Here is a 21,233-nt window from a genome sequence, read left to right on the forward strand (position 1 = left end):
GGATTTCCGAAAAAGCAGGACGGGTCTGAAATTTCCGGACGGCAGCATGCCCAGGCTGTCTGCTGAGCGAGCGAAGAGCTGCCGGAAAGGGGGGCCGCCGCCTGTTCAGAAACCTCCGGCGGCAGGTATCGTATCAATCTGGTACCGCTGCCGACCGATGCCGACCAACAGCGGGAGCAGCTGGCAAGACGGCTTGCGGCACCATACTCGAAAACCAGGAGAGCGTGGCGCTCGATGATGAAGCCACTCAAAAAGCGCTTGCCGTCATGCGGCGAGTCGCCCTCTCGTCGGCTGCCCCGGTGTCCCTGTCCACCAGCCGCGAGGATCAGTCGCGGCTCGCCTTTGAGACCGGAGCGTCCACGTTCATGGTCAACTATACGTTTGTCTGGCCCAGTGCCCGGGAGAATGCTCCGGAAATCGCCGACAACATGGGTTGGGCCCGTTGGCCGGCGGTATTCGGGGACCTCCCCAGCCGGGTGACCATTGGTGGTATCAATCTCGGCATCGGTGCCTACAGCGACCACAGCGAGCTTGCCTTCGTCGCCGCTTCCTGTCTGAGATCGGAGTCGAACCAGCGGCTGGTAGCGCGCAAGGGCGGGTTGCCGCCGACTATTACCAAGCTCTATCACGATGAAGAAGTGCGGAAAACATTCCCATTCGCAGATGTCCTGCTCGAGACACTCAGGGACGGCGTTCAACGGCCGCAGACTCCTCTCTACAACGACGTTTCCATGGCCATCAGCCACGCCCTGCATCCCCTGCGCGACATAAAGCCGCAAGAGGATGTCGAGACCCTGCGCCGAATAATCGAGCGTGCCCTGCGCTCGGAGGGACTGCTATGAAAGTCTCGTGCCTTTCGCAGCAAAAACTGGGATGGCTCCTCTGCACACCGGCGCTGGTCGCCATGATTACGGTGACCGCCTATCCGATCCTCTACGCCTGCTACCTCAGCCTTTTTCGCTATGATCTCCGTTTTCCCGAAAAGCGATCTTTCACCGGCATCGACAACTATATCTCCGTTCTAACCTCGTCGGTTTGGTGGGAGGCACTGTTCAACACCATCGTCATCACCATCCTCTCCGTCAGTATGGAACTGCTGCTCGGCATGATCTTCGCGCTGATCATGCATCGAGCCATTATGGGCCGCCGTCTGGTGCGCTCGGCTGTGCTCATTCCTTACGGCATCATCACCGTCGTGGCGGCGCTGATCTGGAAATTTGCTTTTCTGCCCAGCACCGGCTTCATGGGTAGCTTCACCGGCATCAATATCGCCTGGTTCAGTCAGCGTTGGAGTGCATTCGCTGTTATCATTTCGACCGAAATCTGGAAAACCACCCCGTTTATGGCCTTGCTGCTGCTGGCCGGGCTGACCCTGGTCCCCGAAAACCTGCTGCGGGCGGCACGGGTCGACGGCGCCGGCGCCTGGCAACGTTTTACCCTGATAATACGGCCGATCATGAAACCGACCATCGTTGTCGCTCTGCTCTTCCGCACCCTGGACGCCTTTCGTATCTTCGATACCGTCTTCGTCCAGACCAGAGGGGCGCAAAGCACCGAATCGGTATCCATCGTCGGCTACCATGCTCTTATTTCCCAGCTTAACCTCGGCCTGGGATCGGCGGTTTCCATCCTCATTTTTATCTGTGTTCTTCTAATCGCCGCCGGCTACCTCAGAGGATTCGGTATTGCCGGGGCCCTCACCGGCCAGGAGGAGCAATGAAACACAATCGTCTGCGTGCAGATCGTCTCTGGTGGAGCGTTGGAAGCCTTCTGGCAGTCTGTTACGCCCTCACCCCCATTGTCTGGATCGTATCCCTGTCGCTCAAGCATCCCGGCGATCTCGGTGATAACCGGTTCTGGCCGCAACGGATTACCTTCGAACATTACCGTGCCATTTTCGCCGATGCGCAGTTTCCGGCAGCGCTGTGGAACTCACTTGGCATCGCCTGTATCTCGACGCTTGTGGCGGTCACTATCGCTGTGTTTGCCGCTTATGCCGTGGTTCGGGTCAAGTTCAGCGGACGCAGGATCTTTCTCGCCCTGGCCCTGGCCATCGCCATGTTTCCGCCGGTATCGATCATCGGGCCGCTCTCCAATATATGGCGCCTGGTCGGGCTCTACGACACCTGGCCCGGACTGATTCTGCCCTATATCACGCTGACGTTGCCGCTGGCGATTTGGACCCTTGCCGCCTTTTTTCGGGAAATTCCCTGGGATCTTGATAAAGCCGCCCGCGTCGACGGTGCCACGGCCTTTCAAGCCTTCACCAAGGTGATCGTTCCCTTGGCCGCCCCCGGGGTCTTCAGCGCCGCCATCCTGGTCTTCATTTTCGCCTGGAACGATTTTCTCTTCGCCCTCTCTCTCACCTCCACCAATGATGCCAGGACCGTTCCGGCGGCCATCGCTTTCTTCACCGGCAGTTCCCGATTCGAGCAGCCCACCGGTTCGATCGCCGCAGCGGCAGTGGTGGTTACCATCCCCCTGATCGTTGTCGTTCTCAGTTTTCAACGGCGTATCGTTGCCGGATTGACTGCCGGAGCGGTCAAGGGCTGAAGGCGGTGTCTCAATAGGGAAGTGAAAAGCACAGATTTTGCGTTGAAAGGTAAATAATGGCTGAAATACAACTCGATAATATCAGCAAACGTTTCGAGGACGGTACCGAGGTGCTCAAGGACGTTTCCCTGACCATCGGTGACGGCGAGTTCTTTATCCTGCTCGGACCTTCCGGCTGCGGCAAATCGACGCTGCTCAACATCATAGTTGGGCTGGAGACCGCCACCACCGGAGAAGTGCGCGTCGACGGCCGCTCGATCAACGATCTCGACCCCAAGGACCGCAACATGGCCATGGTCTTCCAGAGTTATGCCATCTACCCGCACATGTCGGTGGGTGATAACCTGGCTTTTCCCTTGAAACTGGCCGGTATGGGCAAGAAGGAAATTGAGGAGAGGATTGCCACGGCGGCGCATGTTCTCGAACTGGGTGATCTGCTGCACCGCATGCCGCGCAGTCTCTCCGGCGGACAGCGGCAGCGGGTGGCCATGGGGCGGGCCATCGTCCGTCAGCCGGACGCCTTTTTGCTCGACGAGCCGCTCTCCAGCCTCGATGCCAAGCTGCGCAACCAGATGCGAGGTGAAATAGCCAGGCTGCATGAACAACTGGCAACTACCATGGTCTATGTCACGCACGATCAGACCGAGGCCACCACCCTGGGCCAGCGGCTGGCGGTACTGCATCGCGGGCGGCTGCAGCAGGTGGGTACCCCACGGGAGCTTTACAATACCCCGGCCAACCGCTTCGTCGCCGGGTTCATCGGCTCCCCTCCGATGAATTTTTTCCCCGGCAGTATCGACAAGGGCCGGTTGCGGTTCCCGGTGCTGGAAAACGACATCGATTTCGGCGATAACGCCGCAGATTTGGCGGACGGCCGACAGGTGGTGGTCGGCCTGCGTCCTGAACACCTGGGCATTGCGGATGAAGATGATGAGGCCGTGTTGGCCGCCACGGTAACCATGGTCGAATGGCTCGGAGCGGATGCCTATGTTCATTTCTCCTGCCGGGCAGGCGACCAGGCGGGACAATCCGAAAGATCTGCAGGCAAGGAAGCGGGAGAGGGCGGGGACGGCGGGAAGGTCTCGGGAATTGTCAAAATCGACCCCTCGCATCGTCTTTCCCGTGGCGGCGAGGTGCATCTGCAGGTTGCTATCGACCGGCTGCATATCTTCGATCGCGAGCATGGCGGCTGCCTCCATCGAACCTCCAAAGAGTAGTGATGGTACTCTTTCGCCGTACCTGTCTTCCCATTGGCATGATGTCGTGGCCGGCACAGTAATCAGATGCGCAGAGAAAAGGATTGTGCCCGCCCATCTGAGCGGAGACGGGGAGCGGGCGATTTCTTCCTCGGCTTCAGTCAGGCATGCCGAAAGCAGCGCTGTTGTCGGAACAGCCCGAATTAAATACGTAAGAGCTGGAGAAACGTGGTTCCCTGGGCAGGGGCCGTTGTCCAACAATCCGGGGGCTGACAAACTCCGTCACGGAACGGGATCAAGCCCGGTTCAACCCTGGTCCGGGGGAGTAACGCGAGTCCCGTTCTGCAGGATATCGGTATCGATCTTGCAACACGACACAGTGATAAGGAGCGAAAAGAATAACAGGGGTTGCGGGAGGGCAGTCCTGATTCATGACCCATAGTGGAGAAAAAGATGGAATGGTATGTTCACCTATCGTTGCGTGAAACGAAACAGGGAGGAAATCAAAATGGCCGTTAGCGAAGAGCTTGTCCAACGGGTTCAGCGGATCGTCACCGATTGGGAAGGGGTTACCATCAGCCGCATGTTCGGGGGGATCTTTTTCCTGCTGCACGGCAATGTGTTTTGCGGCATTCAGGACGATTTTCTGGTAGTGCGTCTTGGTGAAGGCAGTGCTCGATTGGCGCTCGATCTGGAATATGTGCAACCCAGCGATATCACCGGCAGGCCGATGACCGGCTGGGTGAAAATCCCGTCGCTGGCCCTGCATTCCGACGGGATGCTCACGGACTGGCTCAGCCACGCACACGATTTCGCCAAGACCTTGCCGGCCAGGAGATGACCGGTGTCATCGCTGCCGGCAGCCCGGGCTACGAAAAGTCGGTCTTTCGTCTTTCAATGCAGCCTGCTGGCCTGTCGGTGCGTTGTCGCCTCGTCTTAATCCGGGTCGCGTCCGGCAAGGTGGCGCCGCACCCCAATCACCGAATCGGGGTTCAGGGATATGGAATCGATGCCAGCATCCACCAGGAACCGGGCAAAATCCGGATAATCACTGGGAGCCTGACCGCAGATCCCGACTTTTCTGCCCTTGCGGTGCGCCCGTTCGATGACCTCGCATATCATTCGTTTGACCGCCTCGTTGCGTTCATCGAAAAGTTCTGCAAGCTCGGCAAGATCACGGTCGATTCCCAGGATCAGCTGCGTCAGGTCATTTGAGCCGATGGAGAAACCGTCGAACCGGTCGGCAAAATCCTCGGCGAGGATGACATTGCTCGGTATCTCGCACATCACGTAGACTTCAAGCCCGTTCTCGCCTCGCCGTAAACCATTTTCGGCCATGACTTCCAATACCTTGTCGGCTTCTTCGAGCGTCCGGCAGAACGGGATCATCACCACCACGTTGACGAAACCGAGTTGCTCGCGTACCCGTCGGATCGCCGCACACTCCAGGGCGAAGGCGGCACGGTAGCGGTCACTGTAGTAACGCGAAGCGCCGCGAAAGCCGAGCATCGGGTTCTCCTCTTCCGGTTCGAACCATTCGCCGCCGATCAGCTCCCGGTATTCGTTGGTCTTCAGGTCGCTCATCCGGACAATTACCGGGTCCGGGTAACGCGATGCGGCAATTTTCCCAATCCCCCGGGAAAGCGTATCGATGAAAAATTCCGGTAGCTCCTCGTACCCGTCGGCCGCTTCCTCGATCTGCTGGCGCACCGCTTCGTCTTCAATCCGATCCGGCTCCACCAGGGCCATCGGGTGCACCCCGATCAGATTATTGATGATGAACTCCATCCGGGCCAATCCAATACCGTCGGCCGGCAGCCGCCACCAGCGGGAGGCCGCCTCGGGGGTGGCGATATTGAGCATGATCGGGACATCGACCTGATCGATGTCCTGGATATCTATCTCCTGCCGCTCATAATCCAACCGCCCTTCGAAGACGAACCCCTTGGAGCCTTCGGCACAATCAACGGTTGCCTCGTCACAGCCGCGCAGTTTGTCCATAGCTCCCTCGGCGCCGACGACTGCGGGGAGGCCAAGTTCCCGGCTGACAATGGCGGCATGACTGGTCCTGCCCCCGTGTTCGGTAACGATGCCGGCAGCCCGCTTCAAGACCGGCCCCCAGTCAGGATCCGTCATCTCCGTCACCAGGATGGAGCCCTCCTCGAACGAACTCATCTCATCCTTGTGCTCCAGCAACTGTACTTTGCCGGCCGCGATGGCATCCCCTACAGCCAGCCCGGTGACCAGCGGTTCGGCCGTTTCCTTGAGCCGATACCGTTGCAGCGGGCCTTCCTGTTTCTGAGACTGGACCGTTTCCGGACGCGCCTGGACGATAAACAACTCGTCGGTGTTGCCGTCTTTAGCCCACTCCAGATCCATGGGTTTGCCGTAATGTTTCTCGACAATGCAGGCCCAGCGGGCGAGTTGAAGGACTTCTTGATCGGAAAGTACGAACTGCTTCCGTCGACGGGGCGGCGTATCGATATTCCGGGTGGACCCGGTACCGCCACGGCCGTATATCAGGGTCTTTTCCTTGGTCCCGAGACGCTTTTCAATAATCGGAACAACCCCTTCCTGGTCCAGGAATGGTTTGAACACGCGGTATTCATCCGGGGTCACTGTCCCCTGGACGATGTTCTCGCCCAACCCCCAAACCGCATCGACCATGACAACCTTCGGGAACCCGCTTTCGGTGTCGAGTGTAAACATAACTCCCGAACCGGCCTTGTCGGACCTGACCATCCGCTGGACGCCAACCGAGATAGCCAAATCCATATCATCGAACCCTTTGTTGTGTCTATACGCTATGGCTCGGTCGGTAAACAGGGAAGCATAGCAGCGCCGGCAGCTGTTGAGCAACTCCCGTGATCCGGAAATATTCAGAAACGTTTCCTGTTGACCGGCAAAACTGGCTTCCGGCAAATCTTCCGCCGTGGCGCTGCTGCGGACCGCCACATCCAATTTGTCGCCGTCTGCCCCTTGTTGTGTGTCGCGGCCGCTGCCAAGCTGCCGGTAAGCTTCTTTGATTGCCGTACCGATTGATTCCGGAAATTCACCATCGAGAATCAGTTCCCGGGCCTGTTCGCCGGCGGTTTTCAGTTCAAGGTCACCCGCGTGGTACGATTTCAGAATTTTCCCGAGTTGGTCTTTGATTTCATTGTAATCGAGAAATTCACGGTAGGCCGCGGCAGTTGTCGCAAATCCGTCCGGCACTCGTACTCCGCTTTCTCCAAGCTCGCGTATCATCTCCCCCAGCGAACTATTCTTTCCCCCAACTGTATCCAGATCGGCGCTGGAGATATCACTGAACCATTTGATATAGTCAGTTTCACTCATACCATCCCCCTCTATTCTGAATGATTGGTATTCTCATCTTCTCCGGGATTGATCAAATGCTGCGGAATGCATGGAGGCAGTATCGCCATGAAAAGGATGCTTCAATTTTCGTGCCTGCCTTCTCCTAGAGCAGCCGTTCGCTCGTGTCAATCAGCAACCAGACTCGGGCAGGCACACCATTCGCCACACAGAGCACACAGACGAGGGCTGACCCAGCAGTTTCTTCTCACGAGAGATCACCATTACAAGACCCCGACGGAATAGTTCCAACGCTTCCCGAAAACCGATCCGGGTGCATCAGTCCTATCGACAACAGGAATTGTCCTGCTTCATCGGACAATTCCACAGGAGGCTTTTTTGCCGATCCGTTGCTGATGCAGCCCGTTGCCCCACATTTTCTATGCTTGGGCGACCGACGGCCCCCTTTTTGGAGAGTGGCTATTTCTTTGTCATGCCGAAGCTAGATCTTCTTCGTTGAGCGACCAATTTTTCGCCATGCCCTAAAAAGATGGGAAAGAAAGCGTCTTGCCGGATCCGTGATCATCCGGGGTACGTCCGGGGCGTGACGTTCATAATATGGTGGCACGATACTTGAAAAGACTAGGTCTGTATAAACGGGTCCCGGCTGCGATGTGTACTTTCAGCGGTAAAGACCAGCAGGGGATTCGATGAAAGCCGGGACGGGCCTCACTCCCGTTCCGGCGATATACTGATTGAATTCGAACTCGAGCATGGAGGTATTTCATGGAAGTAAAAGATTATTGCCGCAATGTGGAAATGGAACTCACTATCTGGAAATCGCGTCTCTACGATATCATCCGTAAAATGGATCGGGCAAGTACCGCAGACAAGGAGAAGATGTACGAAGATATCAACGGCCTGCACATTTTGATGAGCGAATTGGAAGAACGGATCGACAACCTTCGGACGGCCTGTCCTACCGATTGGAAACCGGATGATGAAGAGATCAAGGTAAAACTCGATGATCTGCAAAGCCGCTACAAGGAAGCCCAGAACGTGCTGGTCGATTACGACTTCGGTGGCTGATCGGTTCCCGGCGGACGACCGAGTCGTTCGTATCCGGTCCTGATAGTAGCTGGCACCGAACGGTTGGCTCCGGTCCTGAATCGAGAGCGACGGTTCGGCGATGAGACAAATCAACCGAAAAGGAATACAAGACATGGAAAGACAGTTGAAAATCGAGGAATCGTTTCTCCAAACCCACCGTGATTTTATAGCAAATCTCCAGAAATCTCTGGATGTCCTCGAGAAAGACATCAACGAGGCGAGAGAAATGCAGAGTATCTGCACCGATGAGTGGTGCTATGCAACGGAATCTTATCTTGATGAGTTGTACAAGATGATCTATTCAATCAGCGAGCCTCGCTGGCTCGCTGATGAAGACTCGAAAAAAATCAAAGAACTGCGGCAACGCGTTCATGATCTCTACGCCGCTTACAAACAGGCGGCCTGAGAGCGAGGGATCGACTAAGCTGCTGAAGGCCCGGACCCGGTTCTTCAGGATTCGGGCCGCAGTTTTTTCGTAAACAGGTTGTCCGAAGCTGAAAAACGCAAATCGGTTCTGGAGGCAGTCACTCGCCCGGGTCTGAAGCCGGCTTGTAATGCCAGCTCCCCCCGGCCCCAAAGGTGAAACCGAGATGCATCGTTGAAGCTTGAAAGAATAGACGTCCGGTCAGGCTGGACATCTGTCTTGTTTAATTGGAAGGACATCATTGTCCAAAAAGCTGGAAACTTCTCACCTTGTTTTCCCTGAATCTGTTGAGTAGCACCGTGAACAGATCAAAATTGCTTGAAAGTACGGATTGGAGCAGATAACTTATTCATAATTAATGAAGTATTGAAGGAAACAGGTACAAACGCCAGGACCAGCTTACATGGCGATGTCCTCTTCCATCGTCACCCGCGACCAGAGCGGGACCTCTGTCGTCAACGACCGGTCCGACGGTCGACTGTGCCAGACTGTGACGACAGAAGACGGACGGTATCGGTGTTGTCCATCAGGCCGCACTGGTGCCAAAATGAGATCGTCGGCCTCGGATTTCTGATCAGCTCGATGTTTTTCCTCAGGAAAGGGATAAAAAACGATGGCGAAGCATCATCTCTTGGAGCAATATCGGAGTCAGGTTGCGTCATATCTAGCGATATGCGACTGGGGGGACGTGCCGCTGCTCGCCGGCCGCCGCTTTCGTGTGGAACCGCTGGCCGGCGGCGAGTATAACCTGAACTACCTGCTGGTTGACGAAGGGCGACCACTGGTCTTCCGGGTCAATATCGGCACCCAGATCGGCCGGGACGACCAGATCGTCTATGAATACGAGGCGCTGCGACTGCTCGAGGCTTCCGGGGTCACCCCGGTACCCTATTTCGTCGACAACAGCCGTCGGCAGATTGACCGCGGTATTGCCATCATGCAGTATCTGCCGGGCCGACCGCTCGATTACCGACGGGATCTCGCCGATGCCGCCCGGACGCTGGCATCGATTCACCGGGTGCGGCCAGCGGGCGACCACCACCTGGTCGTTGAGCGGCGGCCGCTCAGTTTGATTTTCAAGGAATGCAGCGGATTGTTGCAGCACTACTTCGAGTCGCCGCTCGGCTCTGCCGAGATCAAACGGCTGCTGGAGCGAATCATCGTTTGGGCTGCCGACCGGACCCGCCAGGAGAAATACTTTCAGGACGAGCCCTGGTTCTGCATCGTCAATACCGAGGTCAATTCCGGTAATTTTATCGTCAACGACGCCCTTGGTACTACCCACCTGATCGACTGGGAGATGCCGCGGTGGGGTGATCCGTCCACCGATCTCTGTCACTTTTACTCTCCGTTGACGACGTTGTGGAAGAGCGACTTTCGTTTCAGTGAACCGGAGCGGCGCGGTTTCCTCGATTGCTACCTCAGTCACCTTGGCAGTGTGCATCTGCGCCGCAGTCTCGACGAGCGGCTGCGCATCAAGTTTCCGTTCGTGCTGTTGCGCGGCATATCCTGGTCGGCCATGGGCTGGGTTGCCTACCAGACCGATTATCAGGGGGTGCGTAATGAAGATACCTGGCGGACCCTGCAGCGTTATCTCGATGCCGATTTTATCCGCTCGCTATTTCAGCCATTGATCGAAGATGCATTCTGACCAGCCGACAATGTCTGCCGACTATCTGCTCATCTTTACCCGCTACCCCCGGCCAGGTCGCAGCAAGACCAGGCTGATCGGCGAATTGGGGCCGGAGGGGGCGGCCTGGTTGCAGCGCCGGCTGACCGAACGCGTGGTCGATGAGGCAAAGCGGCTGGCTGCGCAGTATCCGGTTCAAATTCAGGTCCATTTTTATGACGGCGACGAAGAGCAGCTGAGCGACTGGCTCGGTCCGCTGGTCTACCGTCCCCAAGTGGAAGGGGACCTTGGCCGGAAGATGGGAGCGGCGATGCGTGGCGCCATCGAGGAGATGGGAACGGCGCCCGGCTCAGTGGTGCTGATCGGCAGCGATATCCCGCAGATCGATGTGTCGCTGCTTCGGCAGGCTTTCAGAACCCTCGCCTGGAATGAGGTAGTGCTCGGTCCGAGCCGTGACGGCGGCTACTATCTCGTCGGCCTGACAGCAGCGGTTGGTCCCCGGGTGCTGCCGCTGCTGTTTGACGAGATGCGCTGGTCGACCGAGACGGTGTTGTACGAGACCCTGGGCCGACTCGGGGCGAATGGCTGTTCGGTCCAACTGCTGCCGACTCTGCGCGATATCGATCGGCCGGAAGACCTGGCATTGATCAAGGAGTTGGGATTGTTGTGAGGGCAGCGCTGGCCGTGATCATTCCGGCACTCAACGAAATGGAACAGTTGCCGGCCACGCTGGACGCGCTGTCCGGTGAGCCGTCTCTGGAAATCGTGGTTGCCGACGGCGGCAGTACCGATACTACCGTTGCCCTGGCCCGGTCGGCCGGTTGCCGGGTGGTCGCCGGTCCGCCCGGGCGCGGGCGCCAGCTTAACGCCGGAGTGGCGGCTAGCACCGCCGAACTGCTCCTCTTTCTTCATGCCGATACGCGGTTGCCGCCGGGGTTTGCCGCGATCGTCGAGCAGACCCTGGCTCGCCGGGAGGTGGCACTCGGAGCCTTTTCCCTGGCGATTGACAGCTACGCCCGCAGTCACGCCCTGCTGGCCCGGCTGGCCAATCTCCGTTCCCGCTGGTTGTCGCTCCCCTATGGCGATCAGGCGCTGTTTACCACCAGAATGCGATTCGAGCAGGTGGGCGGTTTCCCGGAGATCGAGATCATGGAGGACTTCGTCTTTGTCCGGCGGATGAGACGAACCGGCCGCATCGTCACGCTCCCCGAACGCGCCACGACGTCGGCCCGTCGCTGGCACAACCTGGGGGTCGTGCAGACCACGCTGATCAATCAGTTGATCGTCTGCGGCTATGCTGCGGGTGTTAAGCCGGCGCGCCTGGACCGCTGGTATCGTCGGCTTCGAGGAGTAGCCGGGCCGGTAGACAGACAATGAAGAGAAAAGCATTTTGGCCCCGTTGTCGCTGTTCTATAACGGTCCCGGTCATGGTATAATGAAATGCATGAGAAACGCAACCGATGATACGAACCAGACCTGCCCACGGATGAACGAGACGACGACTCGACCATACAGCTCCGCTGAAGAGCTGATCAACAGCCTCTCCCATGGTTTCGGCCTGGTGATTAGCGCTCTCGGAGCAGGCGCGCTGATCACCCTGGCGGCACTGTACGGCGACGCCTGGCAGATTGTCTCCGCCAGTATCTTTGGCGGTTGTCTGATCATGCTCTATGCGGCTTCGGCCACCTACCATGCGGCCCGCGATCCGCGAACCAAACGGGCCTTGAAAATCTTCGATCATATCGCCATCTATTTCTTGATCGCCGGTTCCTATACCCCGTTTCTCCTGGTGAATTTGCGTGGTCCCTGGGGGTGGAGCCTGTTCGGCGTCATCTGGGGGCTGGCGTTGCTGGGGGCCGTCTTTAAGCTGTTTTTCACCGAACGTTTCAAGGTACTGTCGCTGGTGGTCTACCTGATGATGGGCTGGCTCGTGGTGGTTGCCGTCAAACCTCTGTTCGCCGAGCTGTCGCTGAAAGCCGAGGTCTTTTTGGTTCTCGGCGGCGGGCTCTATACGCTGGGCGTTGTTTTCTACGCGCTGAAAAAGATCAAATTCATGCACGGTGTCTGGCATTTCTTCGTTCTCTCCGGCTCGGTGATGCACTATTTTTCCATTCTTTTCGGCTGTATCCTGCTCACTCGAGGGTAGCGGATCGATAAGAGTCTGACGGTTGACCGGATTATCAGGCAAAGATCAGATCGCTTTCCTGCCGGCGCAGGGCTCTTGCTTCCGCCTCCATTTTTTCGGTGACGTCACGAAGGTCTTCGCTTTGTCCTTCGATTTGTGGCAACAGCGCCAGGTTGAAGGCGTGCTCTGCCTGGGTCAGGCGATTGCAGAACAGCAGGTAGTTCGACTTGCTGTGGTAACCGGCCCTCACCAGTGCGGCGTGATTGTTGCCGCGAGTTGTGAGCAGAGCAGCGTAATGATCGGTCAGCAGAACCATCCACTGGCGATAGAGGGGTTTGGCAGGATCAGGCAGCGACTCCGCTCTGGCAAGCAACGCCTCGATATCCACGGGTTGGCTTCGTTGTTGTGCTTCGATTGTCGCCTCCAGGGCCCGGCGGCGGGAGATAAGGTAGTGATCGGCGAAGCTTTTCAGCCCGCTGGTGTATTGCTTCAGTTGCCAGGCGTAAAAGACAAAGAAAATCGGGATGAAAATCATCCAGATAGGGGGAGTCGGTTTGTCCAGCACCTGGAGGGCGAGCTGTCTGGCCAATTCTTGCTCGCTGTCCCAAATATGCTGTTGCTTTTCCTCAAGAGACAAGGTGGTCATCGATGTTTCCCGTTGGTGTTTAGGGCATCTGCTTGGGTTGAATGGCCGCGATACGAAGCGACATCAATCCCGAGTCTGGCAAAAATTTTCTGCAAAGCTACCCGTGACAGGCCGGCGATCCGCGCGGCCTCGGATACATTGCCTCCGGTTGCAGTCAGAAGCTGTTCGACATAGTTCAAGGTGAAAGCGTTGACTACCGTGGCCTTGGCGTCTTTGTAGGAGGCCGGCGGCTGCCCGCTCCTGTGCTCGTCGGTGGCTTGGGCCTGCGGCATATGGCTGGTATTGAATACCCTGCGGACCAGGTCCATGTCTATCAGCTCTCCGTTACAGAAGACCGACAGCCTTCTAATAACATTTTGAAGTTCACGGACATTTCCCGGCCAGGGGCGATTGCTCAGCCATTGCATGACGTCGGGAGTCATCTCCGGTTCGGAGATACCGGCTTCTCTGCAGGCGCAGTTCAGAAGGTGCCTGGCCAGCAGCGGGATATCCTCGATGCGATCACGAATCGGAGGAATGGTAATGGACAACACGTTGAGCCGGTAGAAGAGGTCTTCGCGAAACAAGCCGCTTTTCATGGCCGCTTCGAGATCTCGATTGGTTGAGGCGATGACCCGCACATCGACATGACAGGTCTGGCTCGAGCCGATCGGCCGAACTTCTCCGTGCTGCAGGCAACGGAGCAATTTGGCCTGGATCGGAGGACTGATATCGCCGATTTCATCGAGATGAATGGTGCCGCCATCCGCCGCGACGAACAACCCTCGATGGTCTCGATCGGCACCGGTGAAAGCCCCTTTGACATAACCGAAGAGTTCACTCTCCAGAAGATTTTCCGGGATCGATGGACAATCGACAGCCAGAAACGGTTTGGCCGCTCGCGGTCCGAAGCGGTGAATCAATCGGGCCGTCACTTCCTTACCGGTACCCGATTCCCCCCGTATCAGGACCGTGTATTCTGAACGGGCGACGGTGGTGATGGTGCTTCTCAAACGTTGGATCGCCGGCCCTTCTCCGACCAGCTCTTCACGCGTATCCTGGCGAATGACGACCTGCTGCAGCCGACTGTTTTCCCTGAGCAGCCGGCTACGCTCCAATCCTTTTTCGACGACCCGAAAGAGGTGTTCGGGTTCGATCGGCTTGGTCAGAAAATCGTAGGCACCATTGTGCAGCGCCTGCACTGCCGTTTCCACGGTTCCATAGGCACTCAGCACGACGACGCTGATGTCGGGATGATGTTTCAGGGTTTCGGCCAACAGATGCATGCCGCCCATCTCCGGCATGCGCAGATCGGTGATCATGAGTTGCGCCGGTCGCTCTGCCATCTCCTGCAGGGCCTGTTTCCCGCTGGTGCAGACAGCGACCCGGATGCGGGGAAAGTTTCCGGTGATAAGCCGGGCCAACCCCTGGGCAAAATCCTGCTCGTCGTCGACGATTACCATCCTGATGGCAATGGCTTCTTCGGAAGTTTGCGGTGATTTCATTTCGCTGCCTGTCATACCGAGGGGTCGGCAGATGGGATTAACACGGTGAACTGTGCACCGCCCAAGGCGGCCGACCGGCCGATTTCGATCCGGCCACCGACATCGCTGACGATACCATAACAGATCGTCAAGCCAAGTCCGGTGCCGGCGCCGATGTCCTTCGTCGAGAAGAATGGATCGAACAGGTGCGGCGCATCGTCGGTGGCGATCCCCGGGCCGTTGTCCGCAACGGTTATCGCAATCATGGTTTTCGACCCTTTATCGACGAAAATGGCTAATTTGCCGACCTCTTCGTCGACGGCGTCAATAGCGTTGATGATCAGATTGCTGATGACCTGTTCGAGCGCTCCGACGCCAAGCCGGACTATCAGAGGTGTATCCGCGCATGTTACCTCCAGTTGGACCCCCTTTTTCGCGGCCTGGACGGAGAATACCTCGCTGACCGATCCGGCCACCAGGCAGGCATCGGCAGTCCCGGAGCCGGCGGCTTTCGGACGGGCGAAGTTGAGCAGATCCTGGAGAACCCGTTGCGCCTGCTGGGTGTGACGCTCAATAATAGCCAGATCGGTGAGTTGCTGCCGGTCGCTGACGGTTTGTCTGAGCAGGCCGGTGTAGCAGCGGATTACACCGAGCGGATTGTTGATTTCATGGGCAATACCGGCGGTCAGTTTGCCGACGGTCGCCATCTTTTCGGTCTGCATCATCTGTTGTTGCATACGCAGCTCCTTGGTGATTTCACGCAGGTAGACGACGGCCTGATCGGCTTCTTCCGACGAGCTGCGGACCGGATAAAGAGACAGAGAGAAGGTGCGCCCGCAGGGCAGGCTGACTTCGCGCAGATCGGGCTCGCCGCGGGCGATCGCGTCCTTCATTGGACATTTCTCTGTTTCGGCGGGAAAAAACAGGGAGAGGATATTGCCATCCGTCCTCTCTCCGTCGGTCAATTCCGCCGTCAGTTTTTTTGCGGCGCGATTGACGGTCAGTGATGTACAGCCGGTATCCATGAGCATCAGCGGATCGGTGATTCCCTCAACAATGGTTTCCAGGATATTCATCTGTCTCGCCAGGCTGTCAAGGGCCGTCAGGTTCTCCGCGGCAATACCGAGCTGTCTGCCGAGGGCCTGCAGGACACTCAGGTCGTGGCGAGCGGCTTCTTCCGGGGTCTTCCAGGAGAGGCAGAGCAGCCCTTCGGCGTTTCCGGTGCCGGATTCGACCGGGACATAAACGGCCGGACCACGGGCGACACAGACACCGCCGGTGACAATCTCGACGAACTGCTCCGGTTGCGGCAGAGGACTGTGCGTCTCCGGCCAACTGTAGGATCCTTGAGAAGCCATCGTGCAGATATAAGCGATTCGTTCCGCCCCGAAGCGGCGGCAGATCTGGGGCAGGGCATGCTGCCAGAGCTCCGAGCGCGATCTGCTCTGGTACATGTCCTCGAGGAGTCGGACAAACAGGTGAACGTCCGCCCGCCGGGCTTCCATCTCGTCGGAGAGGGCATCGGTGCGTTCATCTACCATCAGGCGCAGGTTTTCAGCGTAATTCTGCAATTGTCGACGTGCCTCAAACAGATGTTCGCCCATCTGCTCGATACCGTCCACCAACTCGTCGATCTCATCTCCCTGTTCGAGCTGACTGAGCAATTGCGCGCTCTCGATATCGGTTGCGTTGCGTTGAAAGACGCTGGTCAGGCGCTTCAGGTTGTTGACCACGAGCAGCCTGAAGAGCACATTGCTGGCGAAAAAGAAGAGCAGAACTCCAAAGGCGAAAAAGGCGAAATAGGTCAGTATGGTCTGACGCAGACGGCCGACGCTCTTTTGTACCGAAGTGGCAACGAAATCAAGCCCGGCTATGGCTCCGAGTTCCTTGCCGAAGCCCCGGTCGCCATAGCGTTGTAGCAGGTCGGCAGGGGCATCTTCCGGTTTGCCGTGACAATACATGCATTGCTGCTCGAAGCGTACCGGTCGCGCCATCACATAATGTCTATCACCGCCTAGATCCTGATACCCGTGCCATAATTGATGGTCTTCGTTTTCTCTGAAAAAGGTGATGAGCTGCCGCTCGAGATCATTGGCTTCATATTCGGGATTGCGGGCATCCAGTGCGACACGGCGAAAGATGCTGCCGATTTTCGGTGTACTCACCGAAGACATGACCTTCCGAGATATATAGGAAGAAGACATTGCCTGGATGAGAAAGGCGTCCGGGAAATGTTCGTACATTGCCGGCCGCAATATCTGCCTGACGTACTGCTGCACTGAATCGAGGTGGGCAAAAATCAGATTGGCCCTGTCGTGGACTTCTTCTTCCAGGACACTGCGCATGTGAAAGTAGGAACCGGCAGAGAAGATGGAGCCGAGCAGGAGCGCGGCTACGATCAGACCGAAGATGAATTTGGTCTGCAGGTTATAAGGCTTGGGAATGTGCATACCACTCCCCAAAGTTATCGAAACATCCGGTCGTCGGGAAGTGACCGGCAAAGGATGGATACAAAGACGGTGTTCGTACTGATGGCGTCATTGTAACCCACGGCAAGGATTGCTTCAATAAAACGGGAACCAGTTGTCACTCCGATCCGGTTATCGATCGGCTAAAACTGTTTCCAGGTATTGCTCGCCCTGCTCGACCTGCTGAACATCGGTGTAGTAATAGCGGGACGGGTCAATGTTGTTGTCCTCGAGCAGAATAGACATCCTGTCGAGGACGTCTACCGAGTCGGTGAGCAGCGGTAGCACCCCATAGACAAAGGATAACAGTGCGCACAAGGAGATGGCGAAAGCGGTCAATCGGCGGGGCAGGCTTGTTTGGGTTTGTGTTTTCATGAGTAGTGGTGCGCCGGGGGGGCTCCCCCCGGCGCCGATTATCCTTTGAGGACACCTTGTGTTGATGCCTTATATCATAGCGGTGATTTCCGGGAATACCAGATAAAACATGATGTAGGCCATAGTCAAGGTCAGGATCAGGTTGAAACTCTGGCCGCAGACGTAGAGGATCAAGGGTTTTCCTCCCTTGAAATAGACGGCCAATTCACGGAAATTGGTGGATAGTCCGATAGCCGCGAACGACAGCGCGAAGAACCAGCCGCGCAGCAGCCGGGTGCCGCCGCGAACCGCGCCCTGATCCACCAGGGCGGCGCTCAGGTCTTTGCCAAGGTTGCTGTCCAGAATTGAAAAGAGAATCGATGCCGCAAGAAAGCCGAGTACGAACTTCGGGAAACGATGCCAGATCTCGCCGGCGCCGACGGAGCGTCCGGCAACCCGTTCCACTCGCATGGTCCAGTAGAGTGCGACACAGAAGGCGGTGACACCGATCATCACGTTCTGGATCATTTTAATCGTTGCCGCGACGTACATTGCCTTGTCCCCGAGGAAGGCACCTGCTGCGGCAACCGCACCGGTTGCATCGATGGTGCCGCCGATCCAGGCGCCGCCGAGAATTTCCGGCATGCCCACCGCCTTGATGAAGGCAGGCATGGCAATCATCATAATGGCGGTGAAGACCAGTGAGAGTCCGATGGACAGCGTCAACTCCTCCTTTTTGGCTCGACAGGCCGCTGCGGTGGCTATGGCGGCCGAGGTACCGCATACGGACATATCGGCGGAGATAACGATGTTAAGCGTTTTGGACGGCATTTTCAAAACGGTCTGGCCAAAAATATAGGTGGAGATGAGAACCGTCGGTGTGACTACCCAGGCCACGAAGATACCAGGGGTGCCGATGGCCATGATCTTGCCGAAAAGCACTTCCGCACCGAGCAGGACCAGACCGGTTTTGATGAAAAATTCGACCTGGCAGGCCGGCAGGACCCATTTGGGCGTGCCGAGGGTATTGGCCAACAGCATACCGATCAGGATGCCCCAGGCCTCGGCGCCGATGCCGTATTGCTTGGAGATTGCCTGGCCCCCGAGCATGAAGGCGAGTACCGTGACCAAAAAAACGATGACGAACCCTTTGGCAAAGGCGGTATAACTCTTGCCCATCATTTTTATCCCGATGCCGAAGATGATCATGAAAAAGATGCCCAGCCCAATCAGCGTCGGGATATAGTTGTAGGGTTTGTTGGTCGCCTTTGCCTTGGCTGAAGACTCTTTTTTTACAGCGGCCTGCCAGGCGGCGATCTTGGTTTTGGTTTCTTCGTTGAGTGTCTCATCGCCAAATGCTGCCGCCGCTGCCGCCTCTTCTGCCTGCATAGCCGCAGCTAGAGCGTCGGCGGTGGCCGTCTTTGCCGCCTCGTAAGCGGGCAGCGCCTTTTCGTTCATGGCCTGTGCTTGCGCTTCGGTGCGGACAAAGGAATCGACCGGGTTGCTTTTCCAGGACCCGGGGTGCTTGGTCCAGTGCGAGACAAATTTGCCGAAAGCAGTGCTGCTGGATGCCTTCAAGCTCTTCTTGGTCTGGTTGGCTTCGTGCCAGGCGATGGTTTTAAACGGTGCCCGGGCCGCCTCAACCTGCTGAATCTGGTTGGCCGCCTCAATTTTTCGGGCAAATTCTTCCTTTGGTCCAAAACCGAAATAGGCGATCAGGCAAACGGCGATAACGATAAAACCGAGCCAGATCGCCAGGTAGTCCTCTTTGGTCCATAAGTCGGACCAGCGACTTTGGCCGTGATCGACGACAACATTGGGGTCTGTTTGAGCCATTGCTCTCCTCCGTGATAAAGTGATTGTGCCTTCTGGCGGGTGCGCCAGGTGGTATTTTAGTGAGAGCGAAGCAAGTGTCGTGCCAGTCAGGAACCCATGGAGCGGTTAGCTTAAGTCAATAAATATCAATATGTTATAGAAAACGGAAAAGCGAGTGCCGATGGGAGTTGGCGAGAGGTGACAACCCGGGTTTGCGTCGATGATAACTCAGGTTTGCAGGAAGGTGGTGTCAGATGATGAACTTCATGCCGCTCTCAGCGGAAAGATCGGAGAGCTCCTTGAGGTGGGCGCGTTGTACCATGGCGACGATCGATTCTATTTTTGCCGCGATGGCCCGGGTGGCCAGGTCGAACTGGATGCCGCAGATGAACTCGGTTCCCTTTTTGCCCCGAACTTTGGAGATATGGCGAACCTTTGCGTTGAGCCTGACGAGCATCATGTCGTCGTGCACGAATTCAATGGTTCTGGTCTCGTCAATGCGAAACAGTTCCTGCTGCTCCTTGGCGATAGAGAAGGCCATGCCGCTGGCGCTCATATCCACAACCCTGGTGCGGACGGTGCCGTGCTTGCGCTTGCCCATGACCAGGACAATCAATTTCATAGTTTCCGGGACCTTGGCCCGGAATTCCCGGGCGCCGCGTACCAGGCGGCCGATGGCCGGATAGGTTAGCCGAAGGACAGGCAGGCCGCGAACATCGGCCAGATCCTGGAAGACGGTGCCCAGTTCGACGGCATAGGTCGTGGTGAAAAACCGGATCAGGACCCGCTGTGAATGACGGATAAAAAGATTTCCGATCCCAGGTTCAAGGGGCAGCAAAATCAGGTGTGACATCTGTTTGAGATAGTCGCCCGGCGAATAGTCAGGGGGTGGTGCTGTGGCACCGCTGTCGTCTTCTTCCGGCAGGGATGGCAGGTCGTCGTAAAGACGACTGAAGTAGACTCTGGTCAGACCGTCGAGTTCGACCTCGAGAATCTTTTCATCCATCAGTATCGTCTGCAGGTAAGGGAGCATATCGGTCGGCTTGTAAAAAATATCGCCGTCCTCGAGCGCTTCCTCGATCATCGCAGCGGTGAAAATTTCCTCGGGGAAAAAGATGTTGAGGCGTCGCTGGGTACGCTGTACGAGTGTTTCTGTGGTGGTGTCTGACATCGTAACCGGGTTTAGGGCGGTGCCGGGGGATGATCAGCACTGCCATTGTTGTGATCTGCTGAGATTCGCTTGGGTCCTCCTGTCCGAACTATCCGGTAGCGGTTGCGGTTCATGCCAATGATATAGTAAATCAATCAAACATGGAAATGCTATTTATACAAACAAACACCGGGCGAGCGGCGCCTTGCGCGCTGCTGAGCTACCGTTATTACGGTATCGGCTTCGTTGTCCGCCGAAGAAACAGTGGCGTCGATTGTTTTCGGAGATCCTTATGAAAAGCGGTATGTGTCGAATATCAGGTGTTTTACTGCTCATGGTGCTGGTGCTGTGTGGTTCGAGTAGGTCCAGCCACGCCGCCGATGTCTCGTTTCGCTGGGCGATCCTGGCCGAGGAGGACGGCGTTATGCAGCCACTCGATTTTTCCTCGCCGCCGGTGGTCCATTCGGGCACTCCGATGCAGTTTTATCTCGAACACCTGGACAATTGTTACATCTATCTCTACCTGCTCGATGCCGGCAATCAGGTGGCGGCGCTGTTTCCGATGACCAGTGGTTATTACACCTACGGATTTCCACGCGGGCAGAAGTTCTTTCCGCCCGGGAACCGGACGTTTACCTTTGTCCCTCCGGGCGGCATGGAAACGTTTATCATGGTTGCTACCGTGCAGCGTCCCTTTCAATTGGAAAAACTGACCGATGAACTGCTGAAGAATCCGGGAAGCCGCTCACAGCAACAATTACTGCTCGGTGAGATCGAGGCCATGATCGGCAACGGCAAGCGAGAAAAGAGATCGCAAAAGGCCGAGGACCTGGTCGCCGTCGAGCGCCGCAGCAAGGCCGCCGACGGGAGTGTTACAACGGTTTCATTTCAGGCCGTCGAAGTCGATATCGCCGATTTTTACGGACGTAAACTGCTCATCGATCATCGTTAGGGAAACTTGAACAGGGCGGGGCTGAGCGTGATCGGTATTGAGCCGATTGCAGG

General features: G+C 57.0%; 19 protein-coding genes. 12 read left to right on the forward strand and 7 right to left on the reverse strand.

Translation table 11 applies throughout. The annotated features are described in order from the left end of the window. Positions 1–224 precede the first annotated feature (224 nt). The 5 genes from BUC26_RS13405 (at position 225) to BUC26_RS13425 (ending at position 4,590) form a co-directional block, all read left to right on the forward strand. Positions 225–842, forward strand: coding sequence for a type 2 periplasmic-binding domain-containing protein (locus BUC26_RS13405; RefSeq protein WP_073376842.1), 618 nt, complete (start codon positions 225–227; stop codon positions 840–842). Then, entirely contained in the window at positions 839–1,720 is an 882-nt protein-coding gene (locus BUC26_RS13410) for a carbohydrate ABC transporter permease (protein WP_073376843.1), read from the forward strand. The genes BUC26_RS13405 and BUC26_RS13410 overlap by 4 nt, the downstream gene beginning before the upstream one ends. Continuing rightward, a complete protein-coding gene (locus BUC26_RS13415) occupies positions 1,717–2,553 on the forward strand; it encodes a carbohydrate ABC transporter permease (protein WP_073376845.1) in 837 nt (278 codons plus the stop codon). The genes BUC26_RS13410 and BUC26_RS13415 overlap by 4 nt, the downstream gene beginning before the upstream one ends. A 56-nt stretch (positions 2,554–2,609) precedes the next feature. Further along, positions 2,610–3,770 (forward strand): ABC transporter ATP-binding protein, encoded by a 1,161-nt coding sequence (locus BUC26_RS13420; RefSeq protein ID WP_073376847.1) that lies wholly within the window; start codon positions 2,610–2,612, stop codon positions 3,768–3,770. 487 nt (positions 3,771–4,257) lie between these two features. Further along, complete coding sequence (locus tag BUC26_RS13425; RefSeq protein ID WP_073376931.1) at positions 4,258–4,590, forward strand: TfoX/Sxy family protein; 333 nt, start codon at positions 4,258–4,260, stop codon at positions 4,588–4,590. A 95-nt stretch (positions 4,591–4,685) separates the two neighbouring features. Here BUC26_RS13425 and ppsA read toward each other — a convergent pair whose 3' ends face one another. Then, positions 4,686–7,085, reverse strand: coding sequence for a phosphoenolpyruvate synthase (gene ppsA / locus BUC26_RS13430; RefSeq protein ID WP_073376849.1), 2,400 nt, complete (start codon positions 7,083–7,085; stop codon positions 4,686–4,688). Between the two features lie 744 nt (positions 7,086–7,829). Between ppsA and BUC26_RS13435 the strand changes: the two genes are divergently transcribed. The 6 genes from BUC26_RS13435 to trhA all read left to right on the forward strand — a co-directional run bounded on the left by BUC26_RS13435 (position 7,830) and on the right by trhA (position 12,353). Further along, positions 7,830–8,132, forward strand: a complete 303-nt coding sequence (locus BUC26_RS13435; protein WP_073376851.1) for a hypothetical protein — start codon at positions 7,830–7,832, stop codon at positions 8,130–8,132. Positions 8,133–8,265: 133 nt separating this feature from the next. Beyond that, positions 8,266–8,559: a hypothetical protein gene (locus BUC26_RS13440; protein ID WP_073376853.1), complete on the forward strand. Its 294-nt coding sequence runs from the start codon at positions 8,266–8,268 to the stop codon at positions 8,557–8,559. Between the two features lie 631 nt (positions 8,560–9,190). Further along, on the forward strand, positions 9,191–10,228 hold the full coding sequence (locus BUC26_RS13445) for a phosphotransferase family protein (RefSeq protein WP_073376855.1): 1,038 nt from the start codon (positions 9,191–9,193) through the stop codon (positions 10,226–10,228). Positions 10,229–10,238: 10 nt separating this feature from the next. Next, positions 10,239–10,877: a TIGR04282 family arsenosugar biosynthesis glycosyltransferase gene (locus BUC26_RS13450; RefSeq protein WP_161949857.1), complete on the forward strand. Its 639-nt coding sequence runs from the start codon at positions 10,239–10,241 to the stop codon at positions 10,875–10,877. Further along, positions 10,874–11,584 (forward strand): TIGR04283 family arsenosugar biosynthesis glycosyltransferase, encoded by a 711-nt coding sequence (locus tag BUC26_RS13455; RefSeq protein ID WP_143166006.1) that lies wholly within the window; start codon positions 10,874–10,876, stop codon positions 11,582–11,584. Before BUC26_RS13450 ends, BUC26_RS13455 begins: the two co-directional genes overlap by 4 nt. Positions 11,585–11,651: 67 nt before the next feature. Continuing rightward, a complete protein-coding gene (trhA, locus tag BUC26_RS13460; RefSeq protein WP_208609795.1) occupies positions 11,652–12,353 on the forward strand; it encodes a PAQR family membrane homeostasis protein TrhA in 702 nt (233 codons plus the stop codon). Between the two features lie 34 nt (positions 12,354–12,387). Here the strand turns inward: trhA and BUC26_RS13465 are convergent, their stop codons facing one another. From BUC26_RS13465 to BUC26_RS13490, 6 genes are all read right to left on the reverse strand, one after another. After that, on the reverse strand, positions 12,388–12,978 hold the full coding sequence (locus BUC26_RS13465; RefSeq protein ID WP_073376861.1) for an NF038143 family protein: 591 nt from the start codon (positions 12,976–12,978) through the stop codon (positions 12,388–12,390). Continuing rightward, positions 12,975–14,462, reverse strand: a complete 1,488-nt coding sequence (locus BUC26_RS13470; RefSeq protein ID WP_073376863.1) for a sigma-54-dependent transcriptional regulator — start codon at positions 14,460–14,462, stop codon at positions 12,975–12,977. The genes BUC26_RS13465 and BUC26_RS13470 overlap by 4 nt, the downstream gene beginning before the upstream one ends. Positions 14,463–14,473: 11 nt before the next feature. Further along, complete coding sequence (locus BUC26_RS13475) at positions 14,474–16,891, reverse strand: c-type heme family protein (RefSeq protein ID WP_073376865.1); 2,418 nt, start codon at positions 16,889–16,891, stop codon at positions 14,474–14,476. A 150-nt stretch (positions 16,892–17,041) separates the two neighbouring features. Beyond that, positions 17,042–17,284 carry a hypothetical protein gene (locus tag BUC26_RS13480; protein WP_073376867.1) on the reverse strand — a complete coding sequence of 81 codons (243 nt, stop codon included), beginning with the start codon at positions 17,282–17,284 and terminating at the stop codon, positions 17,042–17,044. 69 nt (positions 17,285–17,353) lie between these two features. After that, the gene (locus tag BUC26_RS13485; RefSeq protein WP_073376869.1) at positions 17,354–19,099 is read right to left on the reverse strand and encodes a YeiH family protein; all 1,746 of its coding nucleotides are present in this window, start codon (positions 19,097–19,099) and stop codon (positions 17,354–17,356) included. A 229-nt stretch (positions 19,100–19,328) separates the two neighbouring features. Continuing rightward, positions 19,329–20,249, reverse strand: coding sequence for a PilZ domain-containing protein (locus tag BUC26_RS13490; protein ID WP_073376872.1), 921 nt, complete (start codon positions 20,247–20,249; stop codon positions 19,329–19,331). Between the two features lie 271 nt (positions 20,250–20,520). Between BUC26_RS13490 and BUC26_RS13495 the strand changes: the two genes are divergently transcribed. After that, positions 20,521–21,180: a DUF4384 domain-containing protein gene (locus BUC26_RS13495; protein ID WP_084540665.1), complete on the forward strand. Its 660-nt coding sequence runs from the start codon at positions 20,521–20,523 to the stop codon at positions 21,178–21,180. The last annotated feature ends 53 nt before the right edge of the window (positions 21,181–21,233 follow it).

Origin of the sequence: Desulfofustis glycolicus DSM 9705, from assembly GCF_900130015.1 — a bacterium.
In the GTDB taxonomy this organism is placed as follows: Bacteria; Desulfobacterota; Desulfobulbia; order Desulfobulbales; family Desulfocapsaceae; genus Desulfofustis; species Desulfofustis glycolicus.